The sequence below is a fragment of the Ornithinicoccus halotolerans genome (assembly GCF_009602535.1).
In the GTDB taxonomy this organism is placed as follows: domain Bacteria; phylum Actinomycetota; class Actinomycetes; order Actinomycetales; family Dermatophilaceae; genus Ornithinicoccus; species Ornithinicoccus halotolerans.
This window is the reverse complement of the sequence record NZ_WIQI01000006.1, coordinates 24060-49854: the sequence shown is the minus strand read 5'-3', so window position 1 is coordinate 49854 and position 25795 is coordinate 24060. Positions and strand designations below refer to the sequence as shown.

Below are 25795 nucleotides of genomic sequence, written 5' to 3'. Positions count from 1 at the left end.
GGCTCACCCCCAGGGCGGTGGCGCCGGTAGCGGCTCGCCACCGGCCACCTGCAACCCCTCGGCGTCGCCCCGTGCCAGCCAGAGCAGCAGTGCGGGTTCGGTCCCGGAGACGACCGGGCCGCCCGCGCCGAGCACCCACTGCTCATCCGGCGCGCGCAGCACCAGGTCGGGCGCGTCGTCCCGGGCGGCCCACCGACGGAGGCCGCGGGTCAGGGTGCGCCGGACCCAGCCGGGGTCGGCGTCCGCCAGCGAGTAACCGGTGCGCAGGTCGACGTGGTGCAGCACCAGCTCCTGCAGCCGCATCGCCGGCAGCTGCGTGCCGCGCACCGTGGTGCCGGCGCGGGTGGTGACCTCGGCGTCACCGGCGGGGCCGTGCAGCGACTCGAAGGCACGGTCCAGCCGCGCGGCGCTCTCCACGACGTCCGCCAGCAGCTCGGAGCGGCTGCGGGTGGCCCCCTCCTCGATGTCGCGCTCGCGCGCCTCGGGGGAGCGGTAGGCCGGTGTCTCCACCCCGGTGCGGGCCCAGGTGGCCAGGTTGACCAGCGAGTCGGCGTTGCGGGCCAGGTGCGCCAGCACGTGCGCCCGGCTCCAGCGAGCGCACCGGCTGGGGACGGCGAGGTCCGCGGGGGTGAGACGCTTCGCGTCGGCCACCAGCGCCTCGGTCTCGGCGGTGACCTGCGCGAGGGTGTCGGTCAGGTGCGGGTGCGGCACGGGCTCGTCCTCCTCGGGTCGGGCGTCCGCTCGGTCGGCCCGGGTCAGCCCGGGTCCGGGTGGTCGCGCAGCAGCGCGACGTCGGAGACCAGGGTGATGTGGTCCTCCATCGCCCGCGCCGCGGCACGCGGGTCCTGGGCACGGATGGCCTCGGCGATCTCCCGGTGCGAGGCCAGCGAGTCCTGCGGGCGGCCCGGCGTGGACAGCGACTCGATCCGGGTCTCCCGGATCAGCGCGGCGATCTCGCGCATCAGCCGGGCCAGCACGCCGGAGCGGGCCGCCTCGGTGACCGCCTCGTGGAAGGCCTGGTCGCCCTCCAGGCCGCGCTCGCCCTCCTGGACCTGGGCGGCCATCAGCGTCAGCGCGTCGTCGATCCGGCGCAGGTCCTCCTCGGTGCGCCGCTCGGCGGCCAGCGCCGCGATCCTGGTCTCCAGGGCGGAGCGGGCGTCGATGATGTCCGGCATCGTGCTGCGGTGCTCGCGGACCGCGCGCACCAGCGCGTCGTCGTCGGGGCTGGTGACCCTGGTGACGATGACCGCGCCCTCCCCGTGCCGGACCGAGATGGTGCCGAGCACCTCCAGGGCGACGAGGGCCTGCGCCAGCGTCGCCCGGCTCACGCCCAGCGAGGCGGCCAGCTCGCGCTCCGGGGGCAGCCGGTCGCCGGGCCCGAGCCCGGCGGCGCGGATGTGCTGGACCAGCTGCTGGACGATCTGCTCGTACAGCCGGGTGCGGGTCACCCGGCCGACGGGGGCGGGCCCGGCAGCGCTGCTCATGGGTCCCAGTCTATTGACACCTGCCCCAGTTGCCTATTGGCTAGGCCACTGAGCCCGAGGAGAGGATGACCATGGAGCCGCAGCCGCAGCAGTCCCCGCCCGACCAGCCGCCCGGCCCGCTGAGCGGCTACCTGGTGGTGGACCTGTCGCGGGCGCTGGCCGGCCCGCACGCGGGGATGATGCTGGGCGACCTGGGAGCGCGGGTGATCAAGATCGAGAACCCGCAGGGCGGGGACGAGACCCGCGGCTGGGGGCCGCCGTACGTGGAGCCACAGGGTGTCGGAGGACCCGGCGCCGAGGCCGACGGGGCGGCCGGGCCCGAGCGGGTGGCGACCTACTTCCTGTCGTGCAACCGCAACAAGCAGTCGGTCGCCCTCGACCTCAAGGACGCCGCTGACCTGCGGGTGCTGGAGGCGCTGGTGGCCCGGGCCGACGTGCTGGTCGAGAACTTCCGGCCGGGGGTGCTCGACCGGCTGGGGCTGTCGACCTCCCGGCTGGAGGAGCTCAACCCGCAGCTGGTCGTGCTCTCGATCAGCGGGTTCGGCCACGACGGGCCGGAGGGCGGTCGACCCGGCTACGACCAGATCGCCCAGGGTGAGGGCGGCCTGATGTCGCTGACCGGCTCCGGCCCCGAGGACCCGCAGCGGGTCGGTGTGCCGATCGGGGACCTGCTGGCGGGGATGTACGGCGCCTACGGGGTGCTGGCCGCGCTGCTGGAGCGGGAGCGCACCGGCCGCGGCCAGGTGGTGCGGACCAGCCTGCTGGCCGCGATCGTGGGGGTGCACGCCTTCCAGGGCACCCGGTGGACCGTGGCCGGGCAGCTGCCCGCCGCTCAGGGCAACCACCACCCGTCGCTGGCGCCCTACGGGCTGTTCGGCTGCGCCGACGGTGCGGTGCAGGTGGCCTGCGGCAACGAGTCGCTGTGGCGGCGGTTCTGCGCGGCGTTCGGGCTGGACCCGGCGGCCGAGGGGATGGCCAGCAACGCCGAGCGGGTCGCCAACCGCCCGCAGCTCATCGAGCTGCTCGAGGGCGCATTCGCGAGCAGCACCATGGAGCAGGTGCTGGCGCGGCTCGCCGAGGCCGGCGTCCCCGGTGGCCGGGTGCGTGACCTGCGGCAGGTCTACGAGTGGGAGCAGACCCGCTCCCAGGGGCTGCTCGTCGACGTCGAGCACCCCGGCTACGGCCGGGTCAGCCTGCCCGGGCCGCCGCTGCGGTTCTTCCGCCCCGGTGGCGACGGGACCGGCGAGGTGGAGACCACCTTCACCAGGCACACCGCGCCGCCGGCGCTGGACGAGGACGGCGCCCGGGTCCGGCGGTGGCTGGCGGAGGGGTGACGCCCGCGCCGGGGCCGCACGTGTCGCTGGTCGGTGCCCGGGCGCTGCTGGCCCGGACCCCGGGCGAGGGGTGCCGCCCTGGCCGTGGGAACGGTAGCGTCTGGCCATGGCTGGCTCGCGTACGTCGCTGATCGGTCTGCTGCTCGGTGCCGAGGAGGACTGGCCGCGCGCCTTCGAGCACGTGCTGGGCCTGGTCGGGCCGCTGTCGCTGGAGGGCGGCCGGTTCGAGGTCAGCTGCCAGCGGCTGCGGATCACCCCCTTCGACCTGAGCGACCCGGTGCGCTCGGACCTGGTCATCGACCGGCTGGCGCACTGGTACTACCACCCGCGGGAGTGGCTGAAGAAGGCCGCCCTGATGAACGACACCTACCTGCTGAACAGCCCGTTCACGTTCCAGTCGATGGAGAAGCACAGCGCCTACTGCGCGATGCTCCGGCTGGGCATGAAGATCCCGCGCACGGTGCTGGTGCCCTACAAGAACCCGGTGGACAACGTGCGCTGGGCCTACACCTCCGCGCGCTACAACGACCCGTTCGACCTCGACGAGATCGCCGACGACCTCGGGTACCCGATGTACATGAAGCCCTTCGACGGCGGGGGCTGGCGGGGCGTCTCCCGCATCGACAACCGGGAGGCGCTGCACCGCTCCTACGACGCCTCCGGTGAGATGCTCATGCACCTGCAGGCCACCATCGACTACGAGCACTTCGCCCGGGCGCTGTCGATCGGCCCGGAGACGATGGTCATGGACTTCCGGCCCGAGAAGCCGATGCACGACCGGTACGCCGTCTCCTACGAGTTCCTCAGCGAGCAGGCCGGGTGGGAGGCCGAGACCGTCAGCAAGGTGGTCAACGCCTTCTTCGGCTGGGAGTTCAACTCCGCCGAGATGCTGGTCACCGGTGACGACGTGCACCCGATCGACTACGCGAACGCGTGCCCGGACGTGGCGCTGACCTCGCTGCACTACTACTTCCCGTGGGCGATCACCGCGCTGGTGCGCTGGTCGGTGTTCGCGCTCGCGACCGGCCGGGAGGCCTCGGTCGACCTGGAGACGCGACGCTACTTCGCCATCGCCGACCGGGAGGACCTCAGCTACGAGGAGAAGATGCGCGGTTACCGCGAGCTGGCCGACGCGCACTTCCAGACCGACCGCTACTGGGAGTTCTGCGACCGGCACCTGGCGCACCTGCCCGAGGCGGTGCTGGAGTGGGTGGACTCGCACACCTTCGACGACCTGCTCATCGACACCGTGATCAGCACCTACCCGGCGCACGAGCACGAGCGGTTCATCGCCCACCTGCGCGGGCTGGTCGGGCTGTGGGTGCGCGACCAGCGGTCGGTGACGGCCTCCGCCGGCTGAGGGTGGGTCCGGGAGGTCGCTGCGCCGGAAGGTGACCGCGGCGCGTCAGGGAGCTCTCGCAGCGGTCGCCTGTCGTACCACGTTGGTGAGCATGGTCGCGAGCACACCACTGGCGATCAGGACCCAGCCGGCGAGCTCCAGCGCCTCCTCCACCCCGCCCTGCACCGTGTGCACGAGGTTGGTCCCCGTGGACCAGGGGGCCGTCAGGACCTCGAGCGCGATGGCGGCCACCAGCAGACAGAGTCCCGCGACGACGTGCCGGAAGGCCGTCGGGGTGCCCACCCGGGTCAGCCGGAGGATGAGGACCGCTGTCAGGACGAGCAACGGGAGGTAGACGAGCGGCCAGATGACGCTGTCCCACGTGGGAGAGACCTCGGCCACGGTGACCATCTTGGCGCTGATCCGTTCGTGCAGCTCGGTCATGTCGTCCAGCGAGAGGAACGCGGCGGCGCAGGCGAGGACGACGTACGGGACGCGCGGACCGGTCATGACCGCGGCGACGACGGCCGCGACCGCCACTGCCGCGGTGGCCACGGCGCTGGCCCAGGTCAGGGCGGTCCCCTCGGCGTTGGCGTCCAGATCGGTGAACTCGTGACCGAGGACGAAGGCGTTGGTGAAGTGGACGACCAGGAGCAGGCCGGCCGCGACGGCGGCCAGCGCCCGTCCTGCGCGGAGGGTGGCCGCGATCCGGACCGCCGACAGCTCCTCGACGGGCGGGCGCGTGCCAGAGCCGGCGAGCCGGTCCAGCAGGTTTCGCAGGCTACCCGTTGAAGCAGTCACATCTCTCACCTGCTAGCGTCAGCCGGCTGACGCCCTCACGGAACTATCCTGATTCCCTGCTGTCGTGGCCAGCGCTCCTGCTCTACCGTCCGGGTCCCTCGAGCCGGGGCCGCGGGATTCCCCACAACCTACCGCACCCTGTGCGAGGTCGTCGTCCGGGCCCGAGCGACCGTGGGCGGCAGGAGCGAACCTCCTACACTTCCGCCATGAAGGTGCTCCTGACGCATTCCTCGGCGGACCTGTACGGCAGTGACCGGATGGCCGCCGAAGCGGCGGGCGCCCTGGTGGACCGAGGGCATGAGGTCTGCGTCGTGCTTCCCTCGGAGGGGCCCCTCACAGCTAGGATGCGACAGACGGGGGCGCAGGTCCGTGAGCTTGCCGTGCCAGTGCTACGCAAGGCCAACCTGCGTCCGCGCGGTTTCATCACTCTGCTCGGCGAGCTGGTGCGGACGGCGCCGGGGATGTGGGGGGTCATGCGGGACGTCCAACCTGACGTGGTCTACGTCAACACGGTCACCCAGCCCTGGTGGCTGGTGCTCTCCCGGCTGCGACGGCTGCCTTCGATCACGCACGTGCGGGAGGCGGAGCCACAGCTGCCCCGGGCAGTCGGCACGGCGCTCATGCTGCCTCTGCTGCTGAGCGACCTGGTCATCTGCAACTCCCGCTCGACGCAGCAGGAGGTCCGACGGGCCGTGCCGGCACCGTCCCGACGGGTCAGGGTCATCTACAACGGCAAGGACTGGAGCCGGTACGCACTCGAGGAGCAGCCACAGGCCCGCTCCGCCCCGAGTGGTGTCCTCACCATCGTGGTCGTGGGGCGGCTGAGCCCTCGGAAGGGCCAGGACGTCGTCGTGCGAGCCCTCGGCGAGATGGTCACTGCGGGGCTCGATGCGAGGCTACGGCTGGTCGGCGACGTCTTCCCGGGGTACGAGTGGTACGAGGAGGAGCTGAGGGACCTTGCGCGGTCGCTGGGAGTCGCCGACAGGGTCGAGCTCGTCGGCTTCCTGGACGACATCCTGCCCGAGCTCGGTGCGGCTGACATCGCGGTCGTCCCGTCAAGGATCGAGCCGTTCGGCACGGTGGCCGCCGAGTCCATGGCCGCGGGGGTGCTGACCATCGTCTCCGAGGTGCAGGGCCTGACCGAGATCGTCACGGACGGGCACACCGGGCTGACCTTCCCCAGCGAGGACGCCGGCGCCCTCGCGAAGCACTGCCTCTGGGCGGCGCGGAACGTCCGGGACGCGAGCCGGATCAGCCAGGCCGGGCGCGAGTCCGTGCGACGACGGTTCACGCTCCAGCTGTACCGCACCCAGATCGTCGAGGCCCTCGAAGGCGTCGCGTCCCCCCATCGTCCTGAGGAGTCATGATGCAGCCCGACCACGACCTGGAGCCGATCGCCATCTGCCTGGTGACCTACAACTCGGGTCGACTCATGCGCGAGTGCCTGCTGCCGTTCGAGGGCCGCGGCGCCGACGTCACGGTGAAGGTCTGGGACAACGGCTCTGACGACGGGGTCACGCCACGGCTGCTGGTCGCGCTCAAGGAGCGAGGACTGATCGACGAGCTGCACCTGAGCCCGGACGACCCAGGCTTCGCGGTCGGCGCCAACCATCTCATCCGGCGCTCCGCGGGGCAGGCGGTGCTGCTGCTCAACCCCGACGCCCGGCTCGAGCTGGAGGACCTGGCTCGTCTGCGACGCGCCGCGCACGACGACCCCACGGTCGGTGTGGTCTCGCCGGTCGTCAGCGGGGACGGGGACATTCAGGTGATGTCCGCCGGTCGTCAGCCACGGCTGTGGCCCTTGTTCACCCACTACTCCGGTCTGAGCAAGGTCTTTCCCAGGGTGAGGTTCCTCCGCGGGCGTCATCTCTTCCTCGCCAGTCACGGCGACGAGGACCAGGACGTGGAATGGACCTCGGGGGCGTGCCTACTCATCCCCCGGGCCACACTCGACGCGGTGGGACTGCTGTCGGAGCGGTGGTTCATGTACGGCGAGGACGTGGAGTACTGCCAGCGCGTCCTGGACGCGGGACTGAAGGTCAGGGTGCTCGCGTCGGCGAAGGCCTACCACGCGGTGGGTGCCTCCACCGTTGATGACGTCGACGACCTGCTGACGCAGGCGAACGCCTACGAGGTGGCCTACACCGAGGAAGGGGCAGGACACGGCGAGCCGCCGGACATCACCGGCATGTGGGCCCGGAACACCTACGACTACTACCTGAACCAGTTCGAGCCGAACGTCGTCGCGCGGCTGGCCTGGCGAGCCATCTTCTCCGGAGGGCTGGCCGGACGGGCGGTGCTCCGGATGGTGCGCGACCGCGACGACCGGATGGCCAGGAAGATGCTCCAGAACGCCGCGGCTGTGTGGTGAGGCAGCCGATGGGGGCACCTCAGCGCGTGCACGGCCGCACCTGGTGGTACTCCGACCGCGCACAGGAGGCGACACCGGGACCTGTGCCGCCCCGGATGCTGTCTCCCCTGTTGTACCTCGGCTTCGTCGCGGTGACCGCGGGGCTCGCGGTGGCCCAGTTCTACTTCCTCCCGCGCAACCTCGGTCCCGCCCAGTTCGCGCTGGCGGCGCTGGCGCTCTCAGTCATCCAGGGAGCTCAGCAGTTCGGGGACCTCGGGGCCCACAACGCCTCGTTGCGGGTGAGCCTTCCCCGTGAGGAGCGGGTCCGGCTGCGTGAGTCCGCTCTGCTGCTGAGCACTGTCGTGTGCCTGGCCGGTGTCGTGGTGGGGCTGGGGCTGGGCGTCGCAGGGGTGGGCTTCGGCTACCTCGCGGCGTGCGCCTGCGCGACGGCCTGGTTCCTGACGCCCGACAAGGTGCACTCCTCCGGTGCCGTCCAGCTGGGTGACGAACGGGCGGCGACCCGGCACAACCTCGTGTGGCAGAACGCCCCCAAGGTCGGCTCCGTCGTCGGCAGCTTCGGCGGGACGGCGTTGTCCACGGTCCTCGGTGCTCTGGCCAACGCACTGCTCTTCTACCGGCCGGCACTACCCCGCCTCGGGGCCGGACGCTTGCTGCTGTCCCAGGCGCACCTGATCCTTCCCGGTCTGGCCCTGTCGGTCAGCGCCTTCCTGATGATGTGGACCGACACCTATGCGCTGTCGGCTGTGGCCGGCCTGGCCGACGCGGGGCAGTACCAGGCTGTCGTCCGTCCCCTGACGGGCATCACCTACCTCTACCTTCCGGTGATCTCCCTGATCCAGGCGGCACACAACGCGGGTCTCGTGCGTCGGGAGCGACGCCTCATGATGATGGGTGCGCTGATGGGCGTGGGGGGCAGTCTCGGTGTCGGCCTCGGCCTCTACCTGTTCGGGCAGTCGATCTGGCCCGCGTTCACCTTCCCGGCGGACGTCGTGCTGGCCTGCGGCGCGGCGGCGGCGCTGGCCTGCGCATCCGCGGTGGTCGGCGGACAGCTCACTCTCCGGGGCCGGCAAGGAGTGGCTGCGGTGAACACCCTGCTCGGGGCCGGGCTGCTGCTCGTGCTGTCCCTGGTGCTGATCCCAGGCCTTGGCGCGGTTGGCGCCGGACTGGCGTCGGCCTCGGCATGGGCGCTCGTGGTGGTGTGCCATTCAGCGGCTCTACTGTGGACCCCACGTCCCCACGTTCCAGGGTTGAGCTGAGGAGGGCAACGTGCGCGGCACCATCCAGCGAGTCGTCCGGGCGGCGGGGCGCGAGTACGAGGTGGACCCTGCTCTGCCCCGCACGTTCGTCGTCGGCGAGTGCGTGCGTCGCGGGGTGCAGGCGGCCCGAGGCCTGGCGACGTGGCGGCGGCTCAGCTTCCGCGGGGCCGGCGTACGGGTGCGCTGTGCCGAGCGGCTGGTCGTCGGGCCCTTCGCGGCGATCGGGGAGGGGAGCCTGGTCGACGCCAGCGGGCGCCGGGGCGTCCGCCTGGGCCGAGGGGCCAAGCTGGGTCGGCGCGTCATCGTCACGACGACCAGCCAGCTGGGGAAACAGGGCGTGGGCCTCACGCTCGGGGACTTCACCGGCATCGGCGACTACGCCCACCTCGGCTGCAGCGGTGGCGTGACGTTCGGCACGAACGTGATCGCAGGGCCTTACCTGACCTGTCACTCGCAGGAGCACCTCACCGACGACCTGCACACCCCGATCCGGCTGCAGGGCACCAGAGAGGCGGAGGTCGTCGTGGGTGACGACGTCTGGATCGGTGCACGGGTCACCCTGCTGGCGGGCTCCCGGGTGGGTGACGGGTGCATCATCGCCGCCGGCAGCGTCGTCCGCGGCGAGTTCCCCCCGCGGTCGGTCATCGGCGGCGTCCCGGCCCGGGTGCTGAAGACACGGGATGGCGCCTGATGTGGCGAAGGCGGCTGCGCAGCACCGCCGCTGCAACGGCTCTCGCCGGCTTCGCCGCCTTGTTGCTGGCGGTGTCGGTCGGCGTTCTCGTCGCCTCGAGGCCGCAGGCCGATACGCGCACGTCCGCGAGCACCGTTCGAGTTCAACTCGGCGAGGACGAGGTGGCGCAGGTCACCTATGTGGGGGACTCCCTGGCAGCCGGTCTCTTCGCGAGCACGGAGGAGCGCACCTTCCGCGCGTTGACCACGGCCGCCGTGGCGGCGGGTGGTCCCTCCGAGGAGCAGGGCACGGCCATCGTGGGCGGGACGGTGCAGAGCAAGCTGGAGCTCAACGAGCAGCTGCCCCAGGACCAGCACCTCTACGTCGTCGAGCTGGGCACCAACGACGTCACGCAGGTGGACTACCAAACCTTCGCGGTGCAGTACGAGACGCTGCTGGAGCGGGTGCGGGAGGCCGCGCCCGAGGCCGCTCTGGTGTGCCTGGGCACCTGGCGTCCGCCGGCTCAGGGCGCCAACTTCGACCTCGTCATCCGGCAGCTGTGCGAGGAGTACGACGGCGTCTACCGGCAGCTGTCTGACCTGCAGGCGGAGCCGTCCTACCGAGGACCTGAGGGCGTGGACACCTTCGAGGGGACCTCCGACGACTTCCACCCCAACGATGCTGGTCACCAAGCCATCCACGAGCGTCTCATGAGCGCCATCACCGTCAGCAGGCAAGGGCAGCCGTGATGGTCACGACGGGGGTCAGCGGCAGCCGGCAGAGTCTCGGTGACAGCGACGGGCCTCCGGCAGCCCACCCGGTCCACGTGGAGCTGTACGGGCTCGCCGCGCTGCTGGGGCTGGCCATCCTCATCGGCGAGGGCAACGTCGCAGGTCCGATGGTTGCTTCCTTCCTGGCAGTGCTGACCGCATCCGGCGCGCTGGTGGTGTGGCTGGTCCGGCCGGGTCCGTCACCGGTGCCCGTGGGCCTCGCGTGGCTCCTGGCGATGCTGACGATCGGGAGCATGGCCGCGGTCGTGGCCACCGCCCACGGACGAGCAGGTGACCGGACAGACCTGGTGCGTGACGTCGCCATCGTGCTCTCCTACCTCGGCTTCATCGCTGCTGGCCACTCCTTCACGCGCGAGCGTCGTGCCCTGCGCGCGCTGTGGTGGCTCCTGCTGATCCTCGGTGGCGTGAGATCCGTGCACCACCTGTGGCTGTTCACCGGTCAGGTGAGCGCCGGCGTGTCGGACCTCTACCTCCTGCGTCTGGAGGCGGGCAGGGGAGAGCAGGTCCAGCTCGTCGCCGTCGTCGCTACCTACCTGCTGGTGCGGGGACGTCCGAGGAGAGGATGGTGGCAGAGGCTGGCGATCGGGGCGGCCGTCCTGTGCGCTCTGTCCATGACGCTCGCCATGTCGCGGATCCTGCTGCTGCAGCTCCTCATCGTCGCCATGGTCTTCGCGGCCACCCGCGTCGCCGCAGGGACCGGCACCCTACGGCTCGTCCTCGTCCGGGCCGTCACGGTGGTGGGCGGCGGGCTCGCGCTGCTCACCATCGTCTTCTTCTCGCTGCGGTTCGTGTCGGAACCGGCCTACACGGTCGCCTACGAGGGCTTCGTCGAGAAGCTGTTCAACTCCTGGAACGAGGTCGCCTCGACGTCGCAGCAGTCCGCCCAGGACATCGACCAGAACTACCGGGCCTTCGAGTCCGAACGTGGGGTCCGCCTCTTCTCGGACGCGGGGTGGTTCGAGCAGTGGTTCGGTCTGGGGTGGGGCACGGCGGTGCCGCTCGGGCTGGACACAGCGTCAACCAGGTCCGAGTTCGTGCGAACCGAGGCAGCTTTCCTGCACAACGGATACATCAACTACCTGGTCAAGACAGGCATGATCGGTCTCGCGTGCTATGTCGGCTTCATGCTGAGGCTGCTGTACCTCGCCGTCTTCCAGTCCAGCGCAGCGGTGGAGGACAGGCAGGACACGGCGAGGCGTCAGGCCCTGCTGGCCCTCGTGCTCTGCCTGGCGGCCGCCACTGTCGCCACCGGAGGCCTCGGCTTTCCTGCCGGGTTCCTCTCGCTGGCCCTGCTGCTGGGGACGTGCCTGTACACTCCTTTCGACCGGCCGCGTAGGGGCGGCGATCGACGGGGACTGCGGCTGGGCCAGGAGGTTCCATGCAGATCGATCGGCGGAGCATCTTCAGGGGTGGAGTCGTCGTCGGAGCGCTGACCGTGACTGCCGGTTGCACCAGCTGTCCGCCTCCGGAGGAGGCCGACCGGCCCGAGGCCGACCCGGTGATGGTGACGGGGGACCACGACGTGGGATGGCTGCTCAACGTCGAGGAGTTCGGGGTCACCAGCGGAGAAGCCGACCAGACCGAGAACTTTCAGCGCGCCATCGACGCCGCGCACGCCAGCGACCGGACGCTTTTCATCCCGGGTGGCCGCTACACCGCGGACGGGCTCGTGCTGCGCAACGGGTCCCGCCTCCTGGGTGCCGGCGCGGAGACCTCGGTCATCCACGCGGTACCCGGCAGCGAGAACGAAGCCCTGCTGCGGATCGGCCAGGGCGTCCTGCAGCACGTCCGGGTGGAGGGGCTCGGCCTGACGGGCGCGGGCAACCGAGGCCAGCACGGGCTCCTCATCAGGGCCGAGCGGGGCGAGGAGGGCGTGTCGGGACTCTGGCACTCCAGCTTCGCCAACATGCGGATCTATGACTTCGATGCCGCTCAGATCTGGCTCGCCGGCGGCGGCACGGAGGCTCGAGACCCGATCCAGTTCCTGGACCTGTACAACATGGTGGTCGAGCGAAAGCCCGGGACGGCCGAGTCCATCTGTGTGCTGATGTCCGGACAGGTCAACCAGACGACCTGGATCGGAGGGCGGATCGACGCCTTCGGCGCGGAGTCGGAGGGCTCCCCCGGGGTGAACCTCAAGATCTGTCCGCAGCTCGAGCGTTATACGCCGGGCCTGGAGCCGGCGGCCTACCTGTCGAACAAGGTGGGGCACACCCACGTCTTCTCGGGAACCACCTTCCAGCAGGCGCAGGTGGCTGTCTTCCTCGACGGTGCCGAGTCCGTCACCTTCGACACCTGTCACTTCGAGGGGCTGGGGAGCGCGATCCTCCTCCGCGGCGCCGAAGGCATTCGGGTCGACCGCTGCCACTTCGCGAACGCCACGGTCGCGAGCGCAGGGAGTGGGTACTGCGTGCGGGCCGAGGAGGATGCTCACGCGGTCGGGTACGGCAACATGTTCATCGGTCAGTTCGGAGACATGGCGGCGACCGATGGTAGCGGTGCCACGGTGCAGATGCACGGTTCGCAGGGCACCCAGGTGGCCGTCACCGCAGGTCTGACCCGATCGCTGGAGGCAACGAGCGTCCTCGGGATCGGGGCCGCGACCACGGTCGTGCTCACGGGCGCCGGCCAGGTCAGCACGATCGAGGGCAGCCACTTCCCCGGGGCAAGTATCCACATCAGGGCTGCCGGTGGTGAGGTCGTCTTCGAGGGCGGCGGCAACCTGCACCTCGGCGGGGGCGACTCACTTCGCCTGGCGGACGGCGGCACAGCCAGCTTCGTCCGGTTCGACGATGGACCGCAGTGGACCCTGACCTCGGTCGTCGGCGCGTTGTAAGGTGACGCGCACCCATACCGGTCATGGCTAGGAGATCGCATGGTACTCCCCACCCCCCCAGCTGGTCGAGTGACTGACGGACCGTCGATAGCGATCATCGGCAGCCGGGGGTACCCCAGCTTCTACGGTGGCTTCGAGACGCTGGTCCGGCACCTGGCTCCCCACCTCGTCGACCAGGGTTGGGACGTGGACGTCTACTGCCGTCGCGAGGCGGTCGTCACCGACCACCCGGGACACGACCCGCGCGTGCGGCAGGTCTTCACGCCGGGGTGGGAGGCCAAGTCCTTCAGCACCCTGAGCTACGGGCTGACGTCGGTCGGGCACACCGCCCGTCGGCGGCACGACGTGGCGTTCGTCATGAACGTCGCCAACGGCTACTGGCTGCCGCTTCTGCGTGCCCGCACCATTCCGAGCGTCGTCAACGTCGACGGGATCGAGTGGGAGCGGGAGAAGTGGAGCGCGGCAGGTCGGAAGATCTTCTTCTACGGCGCCAGGGCGACGGCCCGGTTCGCCGACCACATCGTCACCGACAGTCGCGCCATCGCCGACCGGTGGCGCGAGGAGTTCGGTCGTGAGGGCACCACCATCCCCTACGGCGGCACCGCCGTCGCTGCCCTACCACTCGTGGAGGACCTCACACCTGGCCGGTACGCCCTTCTCGTCGCGCGCCTGGTGCCGGAGAACTCGATCGGCGAGTTCCTCAGCGCTGCCGAGGCGCTCAGCGAGAAGTGGGACGTCGTCATCGTCGGCTCCTCCGGCTACGGCGGAGAGCTCGAGGAGCGGGTACGCCGGCTCGCGGCCACCAGGCCGAGGGTGCACTGGCTCGGCCACATCAGTGACGACGACCGGCTGTTCGCCCTGTGGCAGCACGCCGGCGTGTACTTCCACGGCCACTCCGTCGGGGGTACCAATCCTGCCCTGGTGCAGGCGATGGCCTGCGGGACGCCCGTCGTGGCGCGGGACACCGTGTACAACCGAGAAGTTCTCGGCACCACCGGTGCCTTCGTCCCACCCGAACCGGCTGCGATCCACCGCGCTCTGGACCGCGTCCTCGCCGACCCTGCCCTCCAGGACCAGATGCGGCAGGCTGCGCGGGCCCGGCAGCAGCGTCTCCTCACCTGGGAGCAGGTGGTGCGGGACTACGAACGCGTCTTCCGGGAGGCGCTGGCCAAGCGGTCTGCCGAGCTGCATATGGGGACGATGTGATCAGGAGGCTGCTGCAGGACGGCGTGACGCTGCGGCGCGGGCTCGTGGTCCTGGCGTGCGCGCTCCTGGGGATGGCGCTCGCCGCTCTGTACGCCGCCCAGATGCCGTTGACCTACCAGGCGTCCGCCACCGTGCTGGTCTCCTCGGTGACACGCGACGGCGAGAACAACCCGTTGACGGAGACCAATGACGCCCAGCAGAAGGTGCTGACGCTGGCGCAGCTGGCTACCTCGAACGTCGTCGTCTCGCGCGTCATCGACTCGATGGGCCTGGACCAGGTGCCGGAGTCGCTCCAGGCGAGCCTGCAGGCAGAGGCGGTTCCGCAGACGGTCCTCGTGGAGATCACGGCCCAGGACCCGGATCCCAGTCGTGCCCGGGAGATCGTCAACTTCGTCGCCCTCGAGCTCGACGGCTATGTCCAGGAGCTCAACGAGCTGAACCCCGGTGCAGCCGCGGAGACCTCGGTGCAGCTGGTGGATCCGGCACTGACGCCGACTGAGCCGGAGTCGCCCCAGCCGGCCATCATGCTGGCCCTCGGGCTTTTCGCGGGCCTGGGCGCAGGCATGACGCTCGTGCTCGCGCTGGCGCGCCGGGACGACTCCCCGCGGACGGAGGCCGCCGTCGAGCAGCTGACCGGACATCCCAGCATCGGGTCGGTGCCCTTCGTGCGGGGACGTCGTGTCGTCCCGCTGGAGGTCGCCACGCATCGCGCCACGGCCCAGAGCTTCAGCCGCATCCGCAACAACCTCCTGCAGCGCCTGCCCACGAGCCGTCCCGTGCTCGCGGTGGTCGGGCTGGAGGCCGGCGACGGCAAGACATCGGTGTCCGCCGGACTTGCTCGCGCGCTCGCGCAGCACGGCTATCACGTCCTCCTCGTCGACGCTGATCCGCGCGACCATCACCTGACGTCGGGTCTGGCGCTGGAGGACCAGCTGGGGTGGCTGAACTGGCCCGAGGACGTGAGCTCCGTCTCGGATCTCGTCGTGAAGGGTGTGTCGGACGGTCTGGACGTGGTCCCGGTCGGTGTGCCCGAGCCGCGCTCCCGGTACGAGGACGACCACCTCGCTCGCGCCAACACGGCGCTGCGGCCGGTTCTCGAGAAGCTGAGCCCCGACTACGACGTCGTGATCGTCGACACGGCCGACCTACGGACCCACGCGGACAGCGCACTGATCGCCCGGTACGCCGATGGAACAGTGCTGGTCGTCCCGGCCGGCCAGCTGCGCCAGCACCAGGTCGCGCTCGCGCTGGACACGGTCAGCAAGGCCGGCGGGGTGCTCCTGGGCAGCGTCCTGAACTTCTCGTCCGGACCCCTACGCTGACGGCGCCGCTGACCGTATGCTGTGACGCACCACAACGATGGGGGCACACCTGTGAAGGCTGTCATTCTGGCAGGGGGGCTTGGAACCCGGCTGAGTGAGGAGACCGCGCTCCGACCCAAGCCGATGGTCGAGATCGGCGGCCTGCCGGTGCTCTGGCACATCATGAAGACCTATGCCGCGCACGGCATCGACGACTTCATCGTGTGCTGCGGCTACAAGGGCACGGTCATCAAGGAGTGGTTCGTCACCTACCGCACCCGCATGTCCGACCTGACCATCGACCTGGGTCGCGACGAGGTCGTGGTGCACACCCCGCACACCGAGCCCTGGCGCGTCACCCTCGTGGACACCGGCGCCGACACGATGACTGGTGGCCGGTTGGCGCGGGTGCGGGATCACATCGGGGATGAGACCTTCTGCCTGACCTACGGCGACGGTGTCAGCGACGTGGACGTCACCGCCGAGATCGCCTTCCACCGGAGGGCCGGGCTGATGGCCACGATGCTGGCCGTGCAACCGCCCGGACGGTTCGGCGCGCTGGTCCTGGGACAGGACGAGACGCGGGTGACCCAGTTCCAGGAGAAACCCGACGGGGACGGTGCCTGGATCAACGGCGGCTATTTCGTGCTCGAGCCCGCCGCCATCGACTTCGTCGACGGTGACGAGACGGTGTGGGAGCAAGGGCCACTTCGTGCCCTCGCGCACGCCGGCCAGCTCAACGCCTTCAAGCACACGGGCTTCTGGCAGCCCATGGACACCCTGCGGGACAAGAACCTGCTCGAAGAGCTCTGGACCTCGGGACAAGCCCCCTGGAGGGTGTGGTGAGATGAAGATCCTCGTCACCGGTACGGACGGTTACCTCGGCTGCCTGCTGGCGCCGACCCTCGTCGCCGACGGCCACGAGGTAGTGGGCCTCGACACCGGCTTCTACAAGAACGGCTGGCTGTACAACGGGGTGTCCACCTCACCTCGCACCCTCAACAAGGACATGCGAGACCTGACGGCCACTGATCTCGAGGGCGTCGACGCGGTCGTGGCGATGGCCGAGCTGTCCAACGACCCGACCGGTGACCTGGTGGGGCCGATCACCTTCGACATCAACCACAAGGGATCTGCGCACGTGGCCCGGGTGGCCAAGGAGGCGGGTGTAAGTCGGTTCGTCTACATGAGCAGCTGCTCGGTCTACGGCGTGGCAGACGGCTGGGTCGACGAGACCTCTGCGGTCGACCCGCAGACGGCGTACGCCGAGTGCAAGGCGCTCACCGAGGCCGACCTGCACGAGCTGGCCGACGAGAGCTTCCATCCCACCTCGCTGCGCAACGCGACGGCCTTCGGGGCCTCTCCCCGCCAGCGGTTCGACATCGTGCTCAACAACCTCTGCGGGCTCGCGTGGGTGGAGGGGCAGATCGCGATGACCTCCGACGGGACGCCCTGGCGTCCCATGGTCCACGCGTTGGACATCGCCAAGGCGATCCGCATCGTGCTGGCCGCAGACGTGGCGAAGGTGCACGACCGGATATTCAACGTCGGCAGCAACGACAACAACTACACCGTCCGCCAGATCGCGGAGACGGTGGCCCAGGAGTTCCCCGGCTGCGGGCTGAGCTTCGGTGACCCCGGGCAGGACAACCGGTCCTACCGGGTCAACTTCGACCGGATCCACGAGGAGCTCGGCTTCGCGTGCGACTGGGACCTGGCACGTGGCGCCCGGCAGCTGCACGAGGTGTTCGAGCTGACCAAGCTGGACCGCGAGACCTTCTACGGCCGCGGACACACCAGGCTCAAGCAGATCCAGTACCTGCTGGACACCGAGCAGGTCGACGCGTCGCTCTTCTGGAAGGTGCCGGCTGTATGAGATTCCTGCCCACAGAGGTGGAGGGATGCATGGTCGTCGAGCTGGAGGCGCGTAGCGACGACCGTGGCTTCTTTGCCCGAACCTTCTGCACCGACGAGTTCGCGGCTGCTGGCCTCGACACGCAGGTTGTCCAGGCCAACATGTCGTTCAACCACCGGGCCGGCACTCTGCGCGGTATGCACCGACAGGTCCCGCCCCACGCCGAGGGCAAACTGGTCCGGTGCGTCCGTGGCGCGATTGTCGACGTCGCCCTGGACCTGCGGGAGGACAGCCCCACCTTCGGCCGGCACGCGATGGTGGAGCTGAGCGCCGACAACCGGCGCGCCCTATGGGTCCCGCCCTACGTGGCGCACGGCTACCAGACGCTCGTCGACGAGACCGAGGTGACCTACCAGGTCTCGGGTCCGTACGCGCCCGAGGGTGAGCGCGGCCAGCGGTACGACGACCCCGCGTTCGGCATCCGGTGGCCGCTCGAGGTGACGGTCATCTCCGAGAAGGACCGCAGCTGGCCGGACTGGGACGGGCGGCCGCTGCCGTGATCGTGACCGACAGCCTGCTGGCCCGGCGCGCCGAGGAGGGCGACCCGCTGCGCGTGGGCATCGTCGGGGCCGGGTTCATGGCCACCGGGCTGATCAACCACATCGTCAACACCGTGCCCGGGATGGAGGTGGCCGCCGTCTACGCTCGCCGCCCCGAGCAGGCCGTGACGGCCCTGGCAAAGGCGGGGGTCACCGGTGACCGGCTGGTCCGCGTCGAGCGGGCAGGGGACGTGGACCGGGCGGCCGCCACGGGCGCCGCCGCGGTGACGACCGACGTCGAGTCCCTCACCGAAGCGGCACGGGTGGACGTCGTGGTCGACTGCACGGGCGCGGTCGAGTTCGGGTGCCACCTCGCTCTGTCCGCGCTCGCGGGCGGCAAGCACTTGGTGCTGATGAACGCCGAGGTCGACGCGACGGTGGGGCCCGTCCTCAGCTCACGGTTCGAGGCTGCGGGGCTGGTCTACACCGGTTGTGACGGTGACCAGCCGGGCGTCCAGATGAACCTGGTGCGTTTCGTGCGCGGCCTGGGCCTGCGCCCACTCGTCGCCGGCAACGTCAAGGGGCTGCAGGATCCTTACCGCACGCCCACCACCCAGGAGGCCTTCGCCCGGCGCTGGGGGCAGGACCCTCACATGGTCACCAGCTTCGCCGACGGCACCAAGGTGTCCGTGGAGCAGGCGCTGGTGGCCAACGCCGCGGGCTTCTCGGTGCACCGCCGAGGCATGCTGCAGCGTGACCACGACGGCCATGTCGACGAGCTGACAGGCAGGTATGACGTCGACGAGCTGCGAGACCTGGGCGGTGCCGTCGACTACGTCGTCGGCGCGCGCCCCGGTCCGGGCGTCTACGTGCTCGCCGAGCACGACGACCCGCAGCAGCGCCACTACCTCAACCTCTACAAGCTCGGTGAGGGTCCGCTCTACAGCTTCTACGCGCCCTACCACCTGTGCCACTTCGAGGTGCCCAACACCGTCGCGCGCGCGGCGCTCCTCGGTGACGCCACGATCAAGCCCCTGCCCGGCCCCCCGCACGTGGACGTGGTCACGGTCGCCAAGCGCGACCTCAAGGCGGGAGAGACGCTCGACGCGCTCGGCGGCTACACCTACTACGGCGAGTGTGAGCGGGCCGAGGCGGTGCACCGCGACCGGCTGCTGCCGGTGGGTCTCGCCGAGGGGTGCGTGGTGAACCGCGATGTCGCCAGGGACGAGGTCATCGGCTACGCCGACGTGACCGTGCCCGGCGGTCGGCTCTGCGATGAGCTGCGTGCCGAGCTCGACGCCCTGTTCACGTCGGTGGCGACACCGTGAGCAGCACGGACGTTTACGACGTGGTCGTGGTCGGCGGAGGCATCGTCGGACTGTCGACGGCCATGACACTGCTGCGCCGCACGCCCGGGCTCGGGCTGCTGGTGCTGGAGAAGGAGCACGACGTCGCCCGCCACCAGACCGGGCACAACAGCGGCGTCATCCACGCCGGTGTCTACTACGCACCCGGCTCGCTCAAGGCCCGGCTGTGCACGGCCGGCGCCCGGGCCACCCGCGAGTTCTGCGACGAGCACGACATCCCCTACCGGGACACCGGCAAGCTGATCGTCGCCACGGACGAGGCGGAGCTGGCGCGGATGGAGGCTCTGCACGAGCGGGCGACGGCCAACGGGCTGTCCCTGGAGCGGGTGGACGCCGCCGAGCTGCGGCGCCGCGAGCCCGCGATCGCCGGCGTCGGGGCGTTGTACTCCCCGAGCACCGGGATCGTCGACTACCGGCAGGTCTGCCGCGCCATGGCCCGCGAGATCACGCGGATGGGCGGGGAGATCCGGCTCGGCGCCAAGGTGGAGAACATCGCCGAGTCGCTCAGCGAGGTCCGCGTCGACGTGCAGCTCTCCGGGGAGAGCGAGACGGTCCGCGTCCGCAGCCGGCGGCTGCTGGTGTGCGGCGGGATCCAGGCGGACCGGCTCGCCCGGCTCGCCGGTGTGTCGACCGACGTGCGGATGGTCCCGTTCCGAGGGGAGTACTACCGGCTGCCGGAGCACCGCAACGACATCGTCAGCACGCTCATCTACCCCGTGCCCGACCCCGCGCTGCCCTTCCTCGGCGTCCACCTCACGCTCATGATGGACGGAGGGGTGACGGTGGGCCCCAACGCCGTGCTGGGCCTCTCGCGAGAGGGTTACCCCCGGCTGTCGGTCACGCCGCGCGACGTCGCCGACATCGTGCGCTTCGGCGGCTTCTGGCGGTTCGCCCGCCGGCAGTTCAGGAACGGCATGGCCGAGCAGTGGAACTCGTTGTACCGCCCGGGCTACCTCGCCCTGGTGCGCAGGTACTGCCCGAGCCTGACGGTCGATGACCTGGGCCCTGAGGAGGCCGGCATCCGGGCGCAGGCGATCCGTGCCGACGGCTCGATGGTCGAGGACTTCCTGGTGCTGAGCACTGACCGGACGGTGCACGTCCTCAATGCGCCGTCTCCGGCGGCCACCTCGGCACTGCCGATCGGCGCCCTGATCGCCGACCGTGTCGTGCTCACCGCCTGACGCGGACGCCTCCATGGCCCCCGGGGTTGCCGTCGGGTCAGCCGGCCCGTGCGCCCAGCGCTCTTGGCGGCCTCGGTGAGCTTCTTGCGCGAGACCCTCCCGCAGGCTGTGCCGAACCGCTACGCTGGCCCCAAGGTCGCGTCACGAACAGCCCACGAAAGGGTCAAGTTTTCGTCTAGGACAGGGCCTCGGCTGGCGCGGTGACCTCCGGCCGGAGCGTGCTGCGGGGAGCGCAGCGGCCGGATCTGCGAGGGAGGGATGCGCGATGCACACCGGACAGCCGCTCTCGAGCGCGTTCTCGGGCCGGAACAACTCGATGGGCATGCTGCGGGTCGTCTTCGCGAGCCTCGTCATCGTCTCGCACGCGTTCCCGATCGGGGGCTGGGGCACCGACCCCGCGGACGACTGGTGGCACGGGCAGGCTGACATCAGCACGCTCGGGCTGCTCGGGTTCTTCGCTCTCAGCGGCTTCCTCGTCACCCGGAGCGCCCGCCGACGGGACGTCGTCCAGTACTTCTGGGCGCGGTTCCTACGGATCTACCCCGCCTACTTCGTGGTGCTGCTGGTGGGTGCCTTTCTCGTCGGGCCGTGGTTCTATGCCCGCGAGCACGGGAGCCTTGGTGGCTACTGGCGCAGCCATCCCGAGGGGCCGTTCACCTACGTCCTGCTCAACCTGGGGGTGGAGCAGCGGCAGCGTGGCATCGCCGACGTGTGGCGCGACCTTCCCCACGGGGAGATCAGCGAGGCCTCGGTCCTGAATATCCCCCTGTGGACCCTCTGGTGGGAGGTCGTCTGCTACGTCATGGTGGGCGGTCTCGCGGTCCTCGGCATCCTCAAGCTCGCCCGGTTCGTGGTGCCGCTGCTCGCCCTCGTGCTGATGGCGGGTGCCACCATCACCGAGTACGTGCCGGAGGTCGGCTGGTCGTACGCGCAGGGCAAGATCCTCTCGCTGGTCTGCATCTTCCTGCTCGGGGCCACCCTGGAGCTGTACGCGGACAAGGTCCCCATGGCTCGACGCTGGGGTCTGCTGGCGATCGGCGTCGTCGTGCTCACGCTCAGCACCGGGCTGTTCAGCTCCGTGGGCTACGCCGCCTTCGCCTACCTCGTGCTCTGGTTGTCCGTCCATCTGCCTGCCGCCCTTCACGGTGTAGGAAGGCGGACCGACCTCACCTACGGGTTGTACATCTACGGGTGGCCCGTCGCGATGGGTCTGGCCGACTACGGCGTGCCCCAGGCATGGGGCTACTGGGCGTTCGTCCTGATGACGTTCGCCCTCACCGTGCCCCTGGCCTGGCTCAGTTGGCACTACATCGAGAAGCCGGCGCTGGCGCTCAAGACCCGCGACGTGGGGCAAAGGGTGGCAGCCCTGCGCGCCCGGTGGCGGCCAACGGTCGACCAGCAGGCCTGACAGGGTGACAGCCTCGCCCCACCCTCACCCGTCCAGGGGCACCACTCGCCGATACTCCTTGCAACCGGGGACCGCGAGGGTCAGGGCCGGGCGTCGCCGCCGGAGGACTCCTCGTCGGCCTGCCCCTCGGGGCCTCCCTGCCGGCGCTGCCGGCGCGCGCGGCGGCGCTTCAGGTCCTGCTCGGTCAGCTGCGTCATGATCGCCGAGCGGCGGCCGCCGGCGTCGGCGAGCAACCGCAGGCCACGGCCGATGTTGCCGGTCCAGTCCTGTCCGCTCCACTGTCGGATCGGCAGCCGCTCGCGGTAGGGCAGGCTCGCCCGGCCCAGCAGCGCCAGCACGAGCAGGCCTACCAGGAGGAACAGCAGGACGACCGTCATCGCCCCATCATCGCAGGTATGACGGCGCCGGGCCGCGTGTCGTCACGGCCCGGCGCGAGGTGGTCGGTGGCCGGGGCGCCTGAGGCGCCCCGGCTGATACTCAGTGACCCAGACGGGTGAGCTGCTCGCCGCGCAGCCGACCCAGGTCGGCCACGACGTGGAAGCCCAGCCGCACCTTGGCGACCAGGTCCGCCGGGCTCCAACGGGTCACCGGCGTCCGCAGCGCGGAGGGGGTGGCCATGGTGCCGATGGCGGCCAGCAGAACGGTGGTCAGGACAGCGAAGGCGAGGAAGGTCGTCATGAGTAAAAGACTAATAGCCCCTGACGCTGCTGGATAGTGGCGGATATGCCACCTTTCGCAAGTTTCCTGCCAGTTCGCGCGGATCCGTGGCATGATGGCGGTCATGATGCGGTCGGTCGGCGTGCTCCTGCTCCCCGGGCTGGAGCTGTTCGAGTTCGGGGTGCTCACCGAGGTCTTCGGGATCGACCGCCGCGACCTGGGGGTGCCCCGGTTCGACTTCCAGGTCTGCTCGCCCCGGCCGGGAGAGCCGATCATCACCCAGGGGGTGAGCGTGACCGCCCAGCACGGGCTGGACGCGCTGACCGGGAAGGACCTGGTGGCGGTGCCGGCGTGCGCGCCGCAGGCCACCTACAGCCCGGAGGTGCACGACGCGCTCCGGGCGGCCGCCGACTCCGGCGCCATCTTGCTGTCGGTGTGCTCCGGGGTGTTCGCCCTCGGGGCGGCGGGCCTGCTCGACGGGCGCCCCTGCACGGGGCACTGGGCGCACATCGAACAGCTGCGGGAGATGTACCCGCTGGCGGACGTGCGGCCCGACGTGCTGTTCGTCGACGACGGCGACCTGGTCACCAGCGCGGGCACCGCCGCCGGCATCGATGCCTGCCTGCACCTGGTGCGGCGGGAGCTGGGCAGCCGCATCGCCACCGTCATCGCCCGCCGGATGGTGGTGCCGCCGCAGCGGCAGGGCGGGCAGAAGCAGTACGTGCTCGACCCGGTCCCGGAGCGCTCCGGCGACAGCCTCGAGCCGGTCATGGCCTGGGTGCGCTCCCGGCTGCACGAGCCCCACGACGTGCGCTCGATGTCGCGGCGGGCCGCGATGTCGGAGCGCACCTTCGCCCGGCGGTTCGTGGCCGAGACCGGGACCACCCCGCACCAGTGGTTGCTGGGGCAGCGGATCCTGCGGGCGCGGGACCTGCTGGAGACCACCACCCTGGACATCGAGTCGGTGGCCCAGCGCAGCGGCTTCGGCAGCGCCGCGACCCTGCGCCAGCAGTTCCGGCGAACGGTCGGCATCTCCCCGCACGCCTACCGGCAGAGCTTCTCCCGGCTCAGCAGCTGAGGAGGCGCTGGGCCCGAGGTGTCGGACGGCTGCGTCCGGTAGGCCTACCATGACGGCTATGTCGGTCACCGACGAGGCCATCCTCAAGATCAAGCAGATGATCATGTCCGGCGAGCTGGGCCCGGGCGACCGGCTCCCGCCGGAGCAGGAGCTGAGCGAGCGGCTGGGCCTGTCCCGCAGCTCGCTGCGGGAGGCAGTCAAGGCGCTGGGCATGTTCCGGGTGCTCGACGTCCGGCGGGGGGACGGCACCTACGTCACCAGCCTGCAGCCCTCGCTGCTGACCGAGGCGATGGCGTTCGTGGTCGACCTGCACCAGGACCGCACCGTGCTGGAGCTGATGGAGGTGCGCCGCTTCCTGGAGGCGGCCGCCGCCCGCAAGGCCGCCCCCACCGTGGCGGCCGGCACGCTGGAGGCGATGCGCGCCGAGATCGAGCTGGCCCGCGGCGCCGACGTGGAGTCCCTGGTGGAGCACGACCTCGCGTTCCACCGGCTGCTCGCCCAGGCGGCCGGCAACGACTACCTGGTCAGCCTGCTCGACGGGCTGTCCCCGAGCACGGTGCGCGCCCGGGTGTGGCGGGCGCTGACCCAGCACGGGGCCGTCGAGCGCACCATCGCCGAGCACGAGTCCATCGTGCGGGCGCTGGAGACCCGCGACCCCGACGTCGCCGAGGCCGCCGTGGTGGTGCACATCAGCGGCGTCGAGCAGTGGCTGCGGACCACGCTGGCCGCCCAGGAGGCCGCCGACGCCCGGATCGACGGGGCCGACGGGCCCGACGGCGCCGACGGGGCCGCTACGGGGCAGGCGGAGCGGGCAGGCTCCTGAGCGCCCGGGCGACCGCCTGCGGCGAGCCCGGTGGCAGCCCGCCGTCGCGCCAGAACAGGTGCACCTCGCGCCAGCAGCCCGGGCCCTGGACCGGCAGCACCCGCAGCCCGGTGTGGTCGGCGGTGTGCACCGCCAGCCAGTTGGTGACCCCGACGCCCAGCCCCTGGGCCACCATCGCCAGCAGCGTCTGCGGCTGGTTGGTGCGGAAGGCCACCTGCGGCGTCACCCCGGCCAGCGCGAACGCCTGGGTGCACTCGAACTGCTGCCGCTCGGCGGCGCCCTCGTCGCCGCTCCCGATCGTGACCACCGGCCGCCCGGCCAGGTCGGCCACCTCCAGCGCGCCGCCGTCGGGTGCGGGGTCCTGCGGCGGCAGCACCGCCACCAGCGGCTCGGTCCACAGCCGCGCGGACTTGAGCCGGTCGGCGCCCCTGGGCTCGGGCGCGGCCGGGCGGACAGCCAGGTCCACCTCGCCGGCCAGCAGCGCCGGGTCGAGGTCCAGCGTCGCACCTTCCCACAGCCGGACCGTCACCCCCGGGTGCTCGGCCCGCAGCGCCTGCACCAGGCGGGGGAACAGGTAGGCCGCCGCCGAGGGGTACATGCCCACGGTGACGGTGCCGGTCAGCCCGCCGTGCTCGACCTGCGCCAGCTCCAGTTGCGCGGCGTGCAGCCGCTCCAGCACCGCCCGGGCGTGCGGCAGCAGCGCCCGCCCGGCGTCGGTCAGCCCGACCGGCTGCCGGGAGCGGTCGAACAGCACGGTCCCGAACACCCGCTCCAGCTCGGCGATGTGGGCGCTGACCCGGGACTGCGACAGGTAGAGCCGCTCGCCGGCGGCGGAGAAGCTGCCGTGCTGCACGACCGCGAGGAAGGTGCGCACCCGGTCCAGGCGCAGCTGGGCCAGCCGCTCGCTGAGCTGGGGCATGCGCGGGCGTCACCTCCGGTCCTCGGTGGCGCCACCCTAGCCGCTACCCGAGCGGCCCTCGTCTCAGCGCACGAACTGGTCGACGTAGTCGGCGCCCAGCCCGTTCTTGGCGTAGTGGTCCCGGCACAGCTGCAGCTTGGTGAAGGTGTCCTCGTAGCCGATCTGCTTGCCGTCGTCGTCGACGTAGATCATCGCGCCGGTGATGTTGAAGAAGGTGATCATCTCCTCGCAGTGCTCCGGCACCTCCAGGGTGTGGATCTCCCCGGGCGGCTCGTAGACGAAGCTGCCCTCGCGGGCCACCCAGTCGTGCTCGTGGTAGCTCCACTCGCCCTTGACCACGTAGCCGAGCACCACCGAGGGGTGGCGGTGGCGGGAGACGATGCCGGCGCGGGTGACCTTGAGCAGGTTGCACCACTGTCCGGTGACGGTGTTGAGCAGCAGCGGGCGGAAGTAGACGCCCTCGGCCTGCGGCACCCACACCCGGTCGTCGTCGGGCATCGCCGGCACGGCGATCTCCAGCGGCACCTCGGGGGAGATCGGGATGATCGGGCTGTCGTCGCTCATGGTGCGTCCTTTCGT

26 protein-coding genes are annotated in these 25795 nt (G+C 70.9%); 19 read left to right on the top strand and 7 right to left on the bottom strand.

What is annotated here, in order from left to right; all coding sequences use genetic code 11:
* Positions 1-3: 3 nt before the first annotated feature.
* Positions 4-711, bottom strand: coding sequence for a maleylpyruvate isomerase family mycothiol-dependent enzyme (locus GFJ45_RS02755; protein ID WP_194288478.1), 708 nt, complete (start codon positions 709-711; stop codon positions 4-6).
* Positions 712-755: 44 nt separating this feature from the next.
* On the bottom strand, positions 756-1484 hold the full coding sequence (locus tag GFJ45_RS02750; RefSeq protein WP_153393896.1) for a FadR/GntR family transcriptional regulator: 729 nt from the start codon (positions 1482-1484) through the stop codon (positions 756-758).
* 65 nt (positions 1485-1549) lie between these two features.
* Here GFJ45_RS02750 and GFJ45_RS02745 point away from each other — a divergent pair, with 65 nt between their 5' ends.
* Both GFJ45_RS02745 and GFJ45_RS02740 read left to right on the top strand, forming a co-directional pair.
* Complete coding sequence (locus GFJ45_RS02745) at positions 1550-2818, top strand: CaiB/BaiF CoA transferase family protein (RefSeq protein ID WP_228386390.1); 1269 nt, start codon at positions 1550-1552, stop codon at positions 2816-2818.
* A 106-nt stretch (positions 2819-2924) separates the two neighbouring features.
* Positions 2925-4178, top strand: a complete 1254-nt coding sequence (locus tag GFJ45_RS02740) for an ATP-grasp domain-containing protein (RefSeq protein ID WP_153393892.1) — start codon at positions 2925-2927, stop codon at positions 4176-4178.
* A gap of 45 nt (positions 4179-4223) precedes the next feature.
* Here the strand turns inward: GFJ45_RS02740 and GFJ45_RS02735 are convergent, their stop codons facing one another.
* Positions 4224-4958 (bottom strand): hypothetical protein, encoded by a 735-nt coding sequence (locus GFJ45_RS02735; protein WP_153393890.1) that lies wholly within the window; start codon positions 4956-4958, stop codon positions 4224-4226.
* A 206-nt stretch (positions 4959-5164) separates the two neighbouring features.
* On the opposite strand from GFJ45_RS02735, the gene GFJ45_RS02730 reads away from it, so the two are divergent.
* The 15 genes from GFJ45_RS02730 to GFJ45_RS02660 all read left to right on the top strand — a co-directional run bounded on the left by GFJ45_RS02730 (position 5165) and on the right by GFJ45_RS02660 (position 21739).
* Positions 5165-6325, top strand: a complete 1161-nt coding sequence (locus GFJ45_RS02730) for a glycosyltransferase family 4 protein (RefSeq protein ID WP_153393888.1) — start codon at positions 5165-5167, stop codon at positions 6323-6325.
* A complete protein-coding gene (locus tag GFJ45_RS02725; protein ID WP_153393886.1) occupies positions 6322-7329 on the top strand; it encodes a glycosyltransferase in 1008 nt (335 codons plus the stop codon). The genes GFJ45_RS02730 and GFJ45_RS02725 overlap by 4 nt, the downstream gene beginning before the upstream one ends.
* A gap of 95 nt (positions 7330-7424) precedes the next feature.
* Positions 7425-8585 carry a hypothetical protein gene (locus tag GFJ45_RS02720; RefSeq protein WP_153393884.1) on the top strand — a complete coding sequence of 387 codons (1161 nt, stop codon included), beginning with the start codon at positions 7425-7427 and terminating at the stop codon, positions 8583-8585.
* Positions 8586-8595: 10 nt separating this feature from the next.
* Positions 8596-9276, top strand: a complete 681-nt coding sequence (locus GFJ45_RS02715) for an acyltransferase (RefSeq protein ID WP_153393882.1) — start codon at positions 8596-8598, stop codon at positions 9274-9276.
* Between the two features lie 161 nt (positions 9277-9437).
* The gene (locus tag GFJ45_RS02710; protein ID WP_194288477.1) at positions 9438-10004 is read left to right on the top strand and encodes an SGNH/GDSL hydrolase family protein; all 567 of its coding nucleotides are present in this window, start codon (positions 9438-9440) and stop codon (positions 10002-10004) included.
* The gene (locus tag GFJ45_RS02705) at positions 10004-11479 is read left to right on the top strand and encodes an O-antigen ligase family protein (protein WP_194288476.1); all 1476 of its coding nucleotides are present in this window, start codon (positions 10004-10006) and stop codon (positions 11477-11479) included. Before GFJ45_RS02710 ends, GFJ45_RS02705 begins: the two co-directional genes overlap by 1 nt.
* Entirely contained in the window at positions 11425-12882 is a 1458-nt protein-coding gene (locus GFJ45_RS02700) for a glycosyl hydrolase family 28-related protein (protein WP_153393876.1), read from the top strand. The genes GFJ45_RS02705 and GFJ45_RS02700 overlap by 55 nt, the downstream gene beginning before the upstream one ends.
* A gap of 69 nt (positions 12883-12951) precedes the next feature.
* The gene (locus GFJ45_RS02695; RefSeq protein ID WP_228386388.1) at positions 12952-14088 is read left to right on the top strand and encodes a glycosyltransferase; all 1137 of its coding nucleotides are present in this window, start codon (positions 12952-12954) and stop codon (positions 14086-14088) included.
* A complete protein-coding gene (locus tag GFJ45_RS02690; RefSeq protein ID WP_153393871.1) occupies positions 14085-15410 on the top strand; it encodes a polysaccharide biosynthesis tyrosine autokinase in 1326 nt (441 codons plus the stop codon). The genes GFJ45_RS02695 and GFJ45_RS02690 overlap by 4 nt, the downstream gene beginning before the upstream one ends.
* 51 nt (positions 15411-15461) lie before the next feature.
* The gene (gene rfbF / locus GFJ45_RS02685) at positions 15462-16235 is read left to right on the top strand and encodes a glucose-1-phosphate cytidylyltransferase (RefSeq protein ID WP_153393869.1); all 774 of its coding nucleotides are present in this window, start codon (positions 15462-15464) and stop codon (positions 16233-16235) included.
* A 1-nt stretch (position 16236) separates the two neighbouring features.
* Positions 16237-17265, top strand: coding sequence for an NAD-dependent epimerase/dehydratase family protein (locus GFJ45_RS02680; protein ID WP_153393867.1), 1029 nt, complete (start codon positions 16237-16239; stop codon positions 17263-17265).
* Entirely contained in the window at positions 17262-17804 is a 543-nt protein-coding gene (rfbC, locus tag GFJ45_RS02675) for a dTDP-4-dehydrorhamnose 3,5-epimerase (RefSeq protein WP_153393865.1), read from the top strand. Before GFJ45_RS02680 ends, rfbC begins: the two co-directional genes overlap by 4 nt.
* A 2-nt stretch (positions 17805-17806) precedes the next feature.
* Positions 17807-19111, top strand: coding sequence for an NAD(P)H-dependent oxidoreductase (locus tag GFJ45_RS02670; RefSeq protein ID WP_228386386.1), 1305 nt, complete (start codon positions 17807-17809; stop codon positions 19109-19111).
* Positions 19108-20331, top strand: coding sequence for an L-2-hydroxyglutarate oxidase (lhgO, locus tag GFJ45_RS02665; protein ID WP_153393860.1), 1224 nt, complete (start codon positions 19108-19110; stop codon positions 20329-20331). Before GFJ45_RS02670 ends, lhgO begins: the two co-directional genes overlap by 4 nt.
* Before the next feature lie 265 nt (positions 20332-20596).
* Positions 20597-21739 carry an acyltransferase family protein gene (locus tag GFJ45_RS02660; protein ID WP_153393858.1) on the top strand — a complete coding sequence of 381 codons (1143 nt, stop codon included), beginning with the start codon at positions 20597-20599 and terminating at the stop codon, positions 21737-21739.
* A gap of 80 nt (positions 21740-21819) precedes the next feature.
* Here GFJ45_RS02660 and GFJ45_RS02655 read toward each other — a convergent pair whose 3' ends face one another.
* Both GFJ45_RS02655 and GFJ45_RS02650 read right to left on the bottom strand, forming a co-directional pair.
* Positions 21820-22116, bottom strand: coding sequence for a hypothetical protein (locus tag GFJ45_RS02655; protein WP_153393856.1), 297 nt, complete (start codon positions 22114-22116; stop codon positions 21820-21822).
* A gap of 100 nt (positions 22117-22216) precedes the next feature.
* Positions 22217-22417, bottom strand: coding sequence for a hypothetical protein (locus GFJ45_RS02650; protein ID WP_153393854.1), 201 nt, complete (start codon positions 22415-22417; stop codon positions 22217-22219).
* Between the two features lie 103 nt (positions 22418-22520).
* Between GFJ45_RS02650 and GFJ45_RS02645 the strand changes: the two genes are divergently transcribed.
* Both GFJ45_RS02645 and GFJ45_RS02640 read left to right on the top strand, forming a co-directional pair.
* Positions 22521-23474 carry a helix-turn-helix domain-containing protein gene (locus tag GFJ45_RS02645; protein WP_153393852.1) on the top strand — a complete coding sequence of 318 codons (954 nt, stop codon included), beginning with the start codon at positions 22521-22523 and terminating at the stop codon, positions 23472-23474.
* A gap of 58 nt (positions 23475-23532) precedes the next feature.
* Positions 23533-24297: a FadR/GntR family transcriptional regulator gene (locus GFJ45_RS02640; protein WP_153393850.1), complete on the top strand. Its 765-nt coding sequence runs from the start codon at positions 23533-23535 to the stop codon at positions 24295-24297.
* Here GFJ45_RS02640 and GFJ45_RS02635 read toward each other — a convergent pair.
* Both GFJ45_RS02635 and GFJ45_RS02630 read right to left on the bottom strand, forming a co-directional pair.
* On the bottom strand, positions 24266-25216 hold the full coding sequence (locus GFJ45_RS02635; protein WP_153393848.1) for a LysR family transcriptional regulator: 951 nt from the start codon (positions 25214-25216) through the stop codon (positions 24266-24268). The two genes, GFJ45_RS02640 and GFJ45_RS02635, sit on opposite strands and share 32 nt — an antisense overlap.
* A 63-nt stretch (positions 25217-25279) precedes the next feature.
* Positions 25280-25780 (bottom strand): 2,4'-dihydroxyacetophenone dioxygenase family protein, encoded by a 501-nt coding sequence (locus GFJ45_RS02630; RefSeq protein ID WP_153393846.1) that lies wholly within the window; start codon positions 25778-25780, stop codon positions 25280-25282.
* Between the last annotated feature and the right edge of the window lie 15 nt (positions 25781-25795).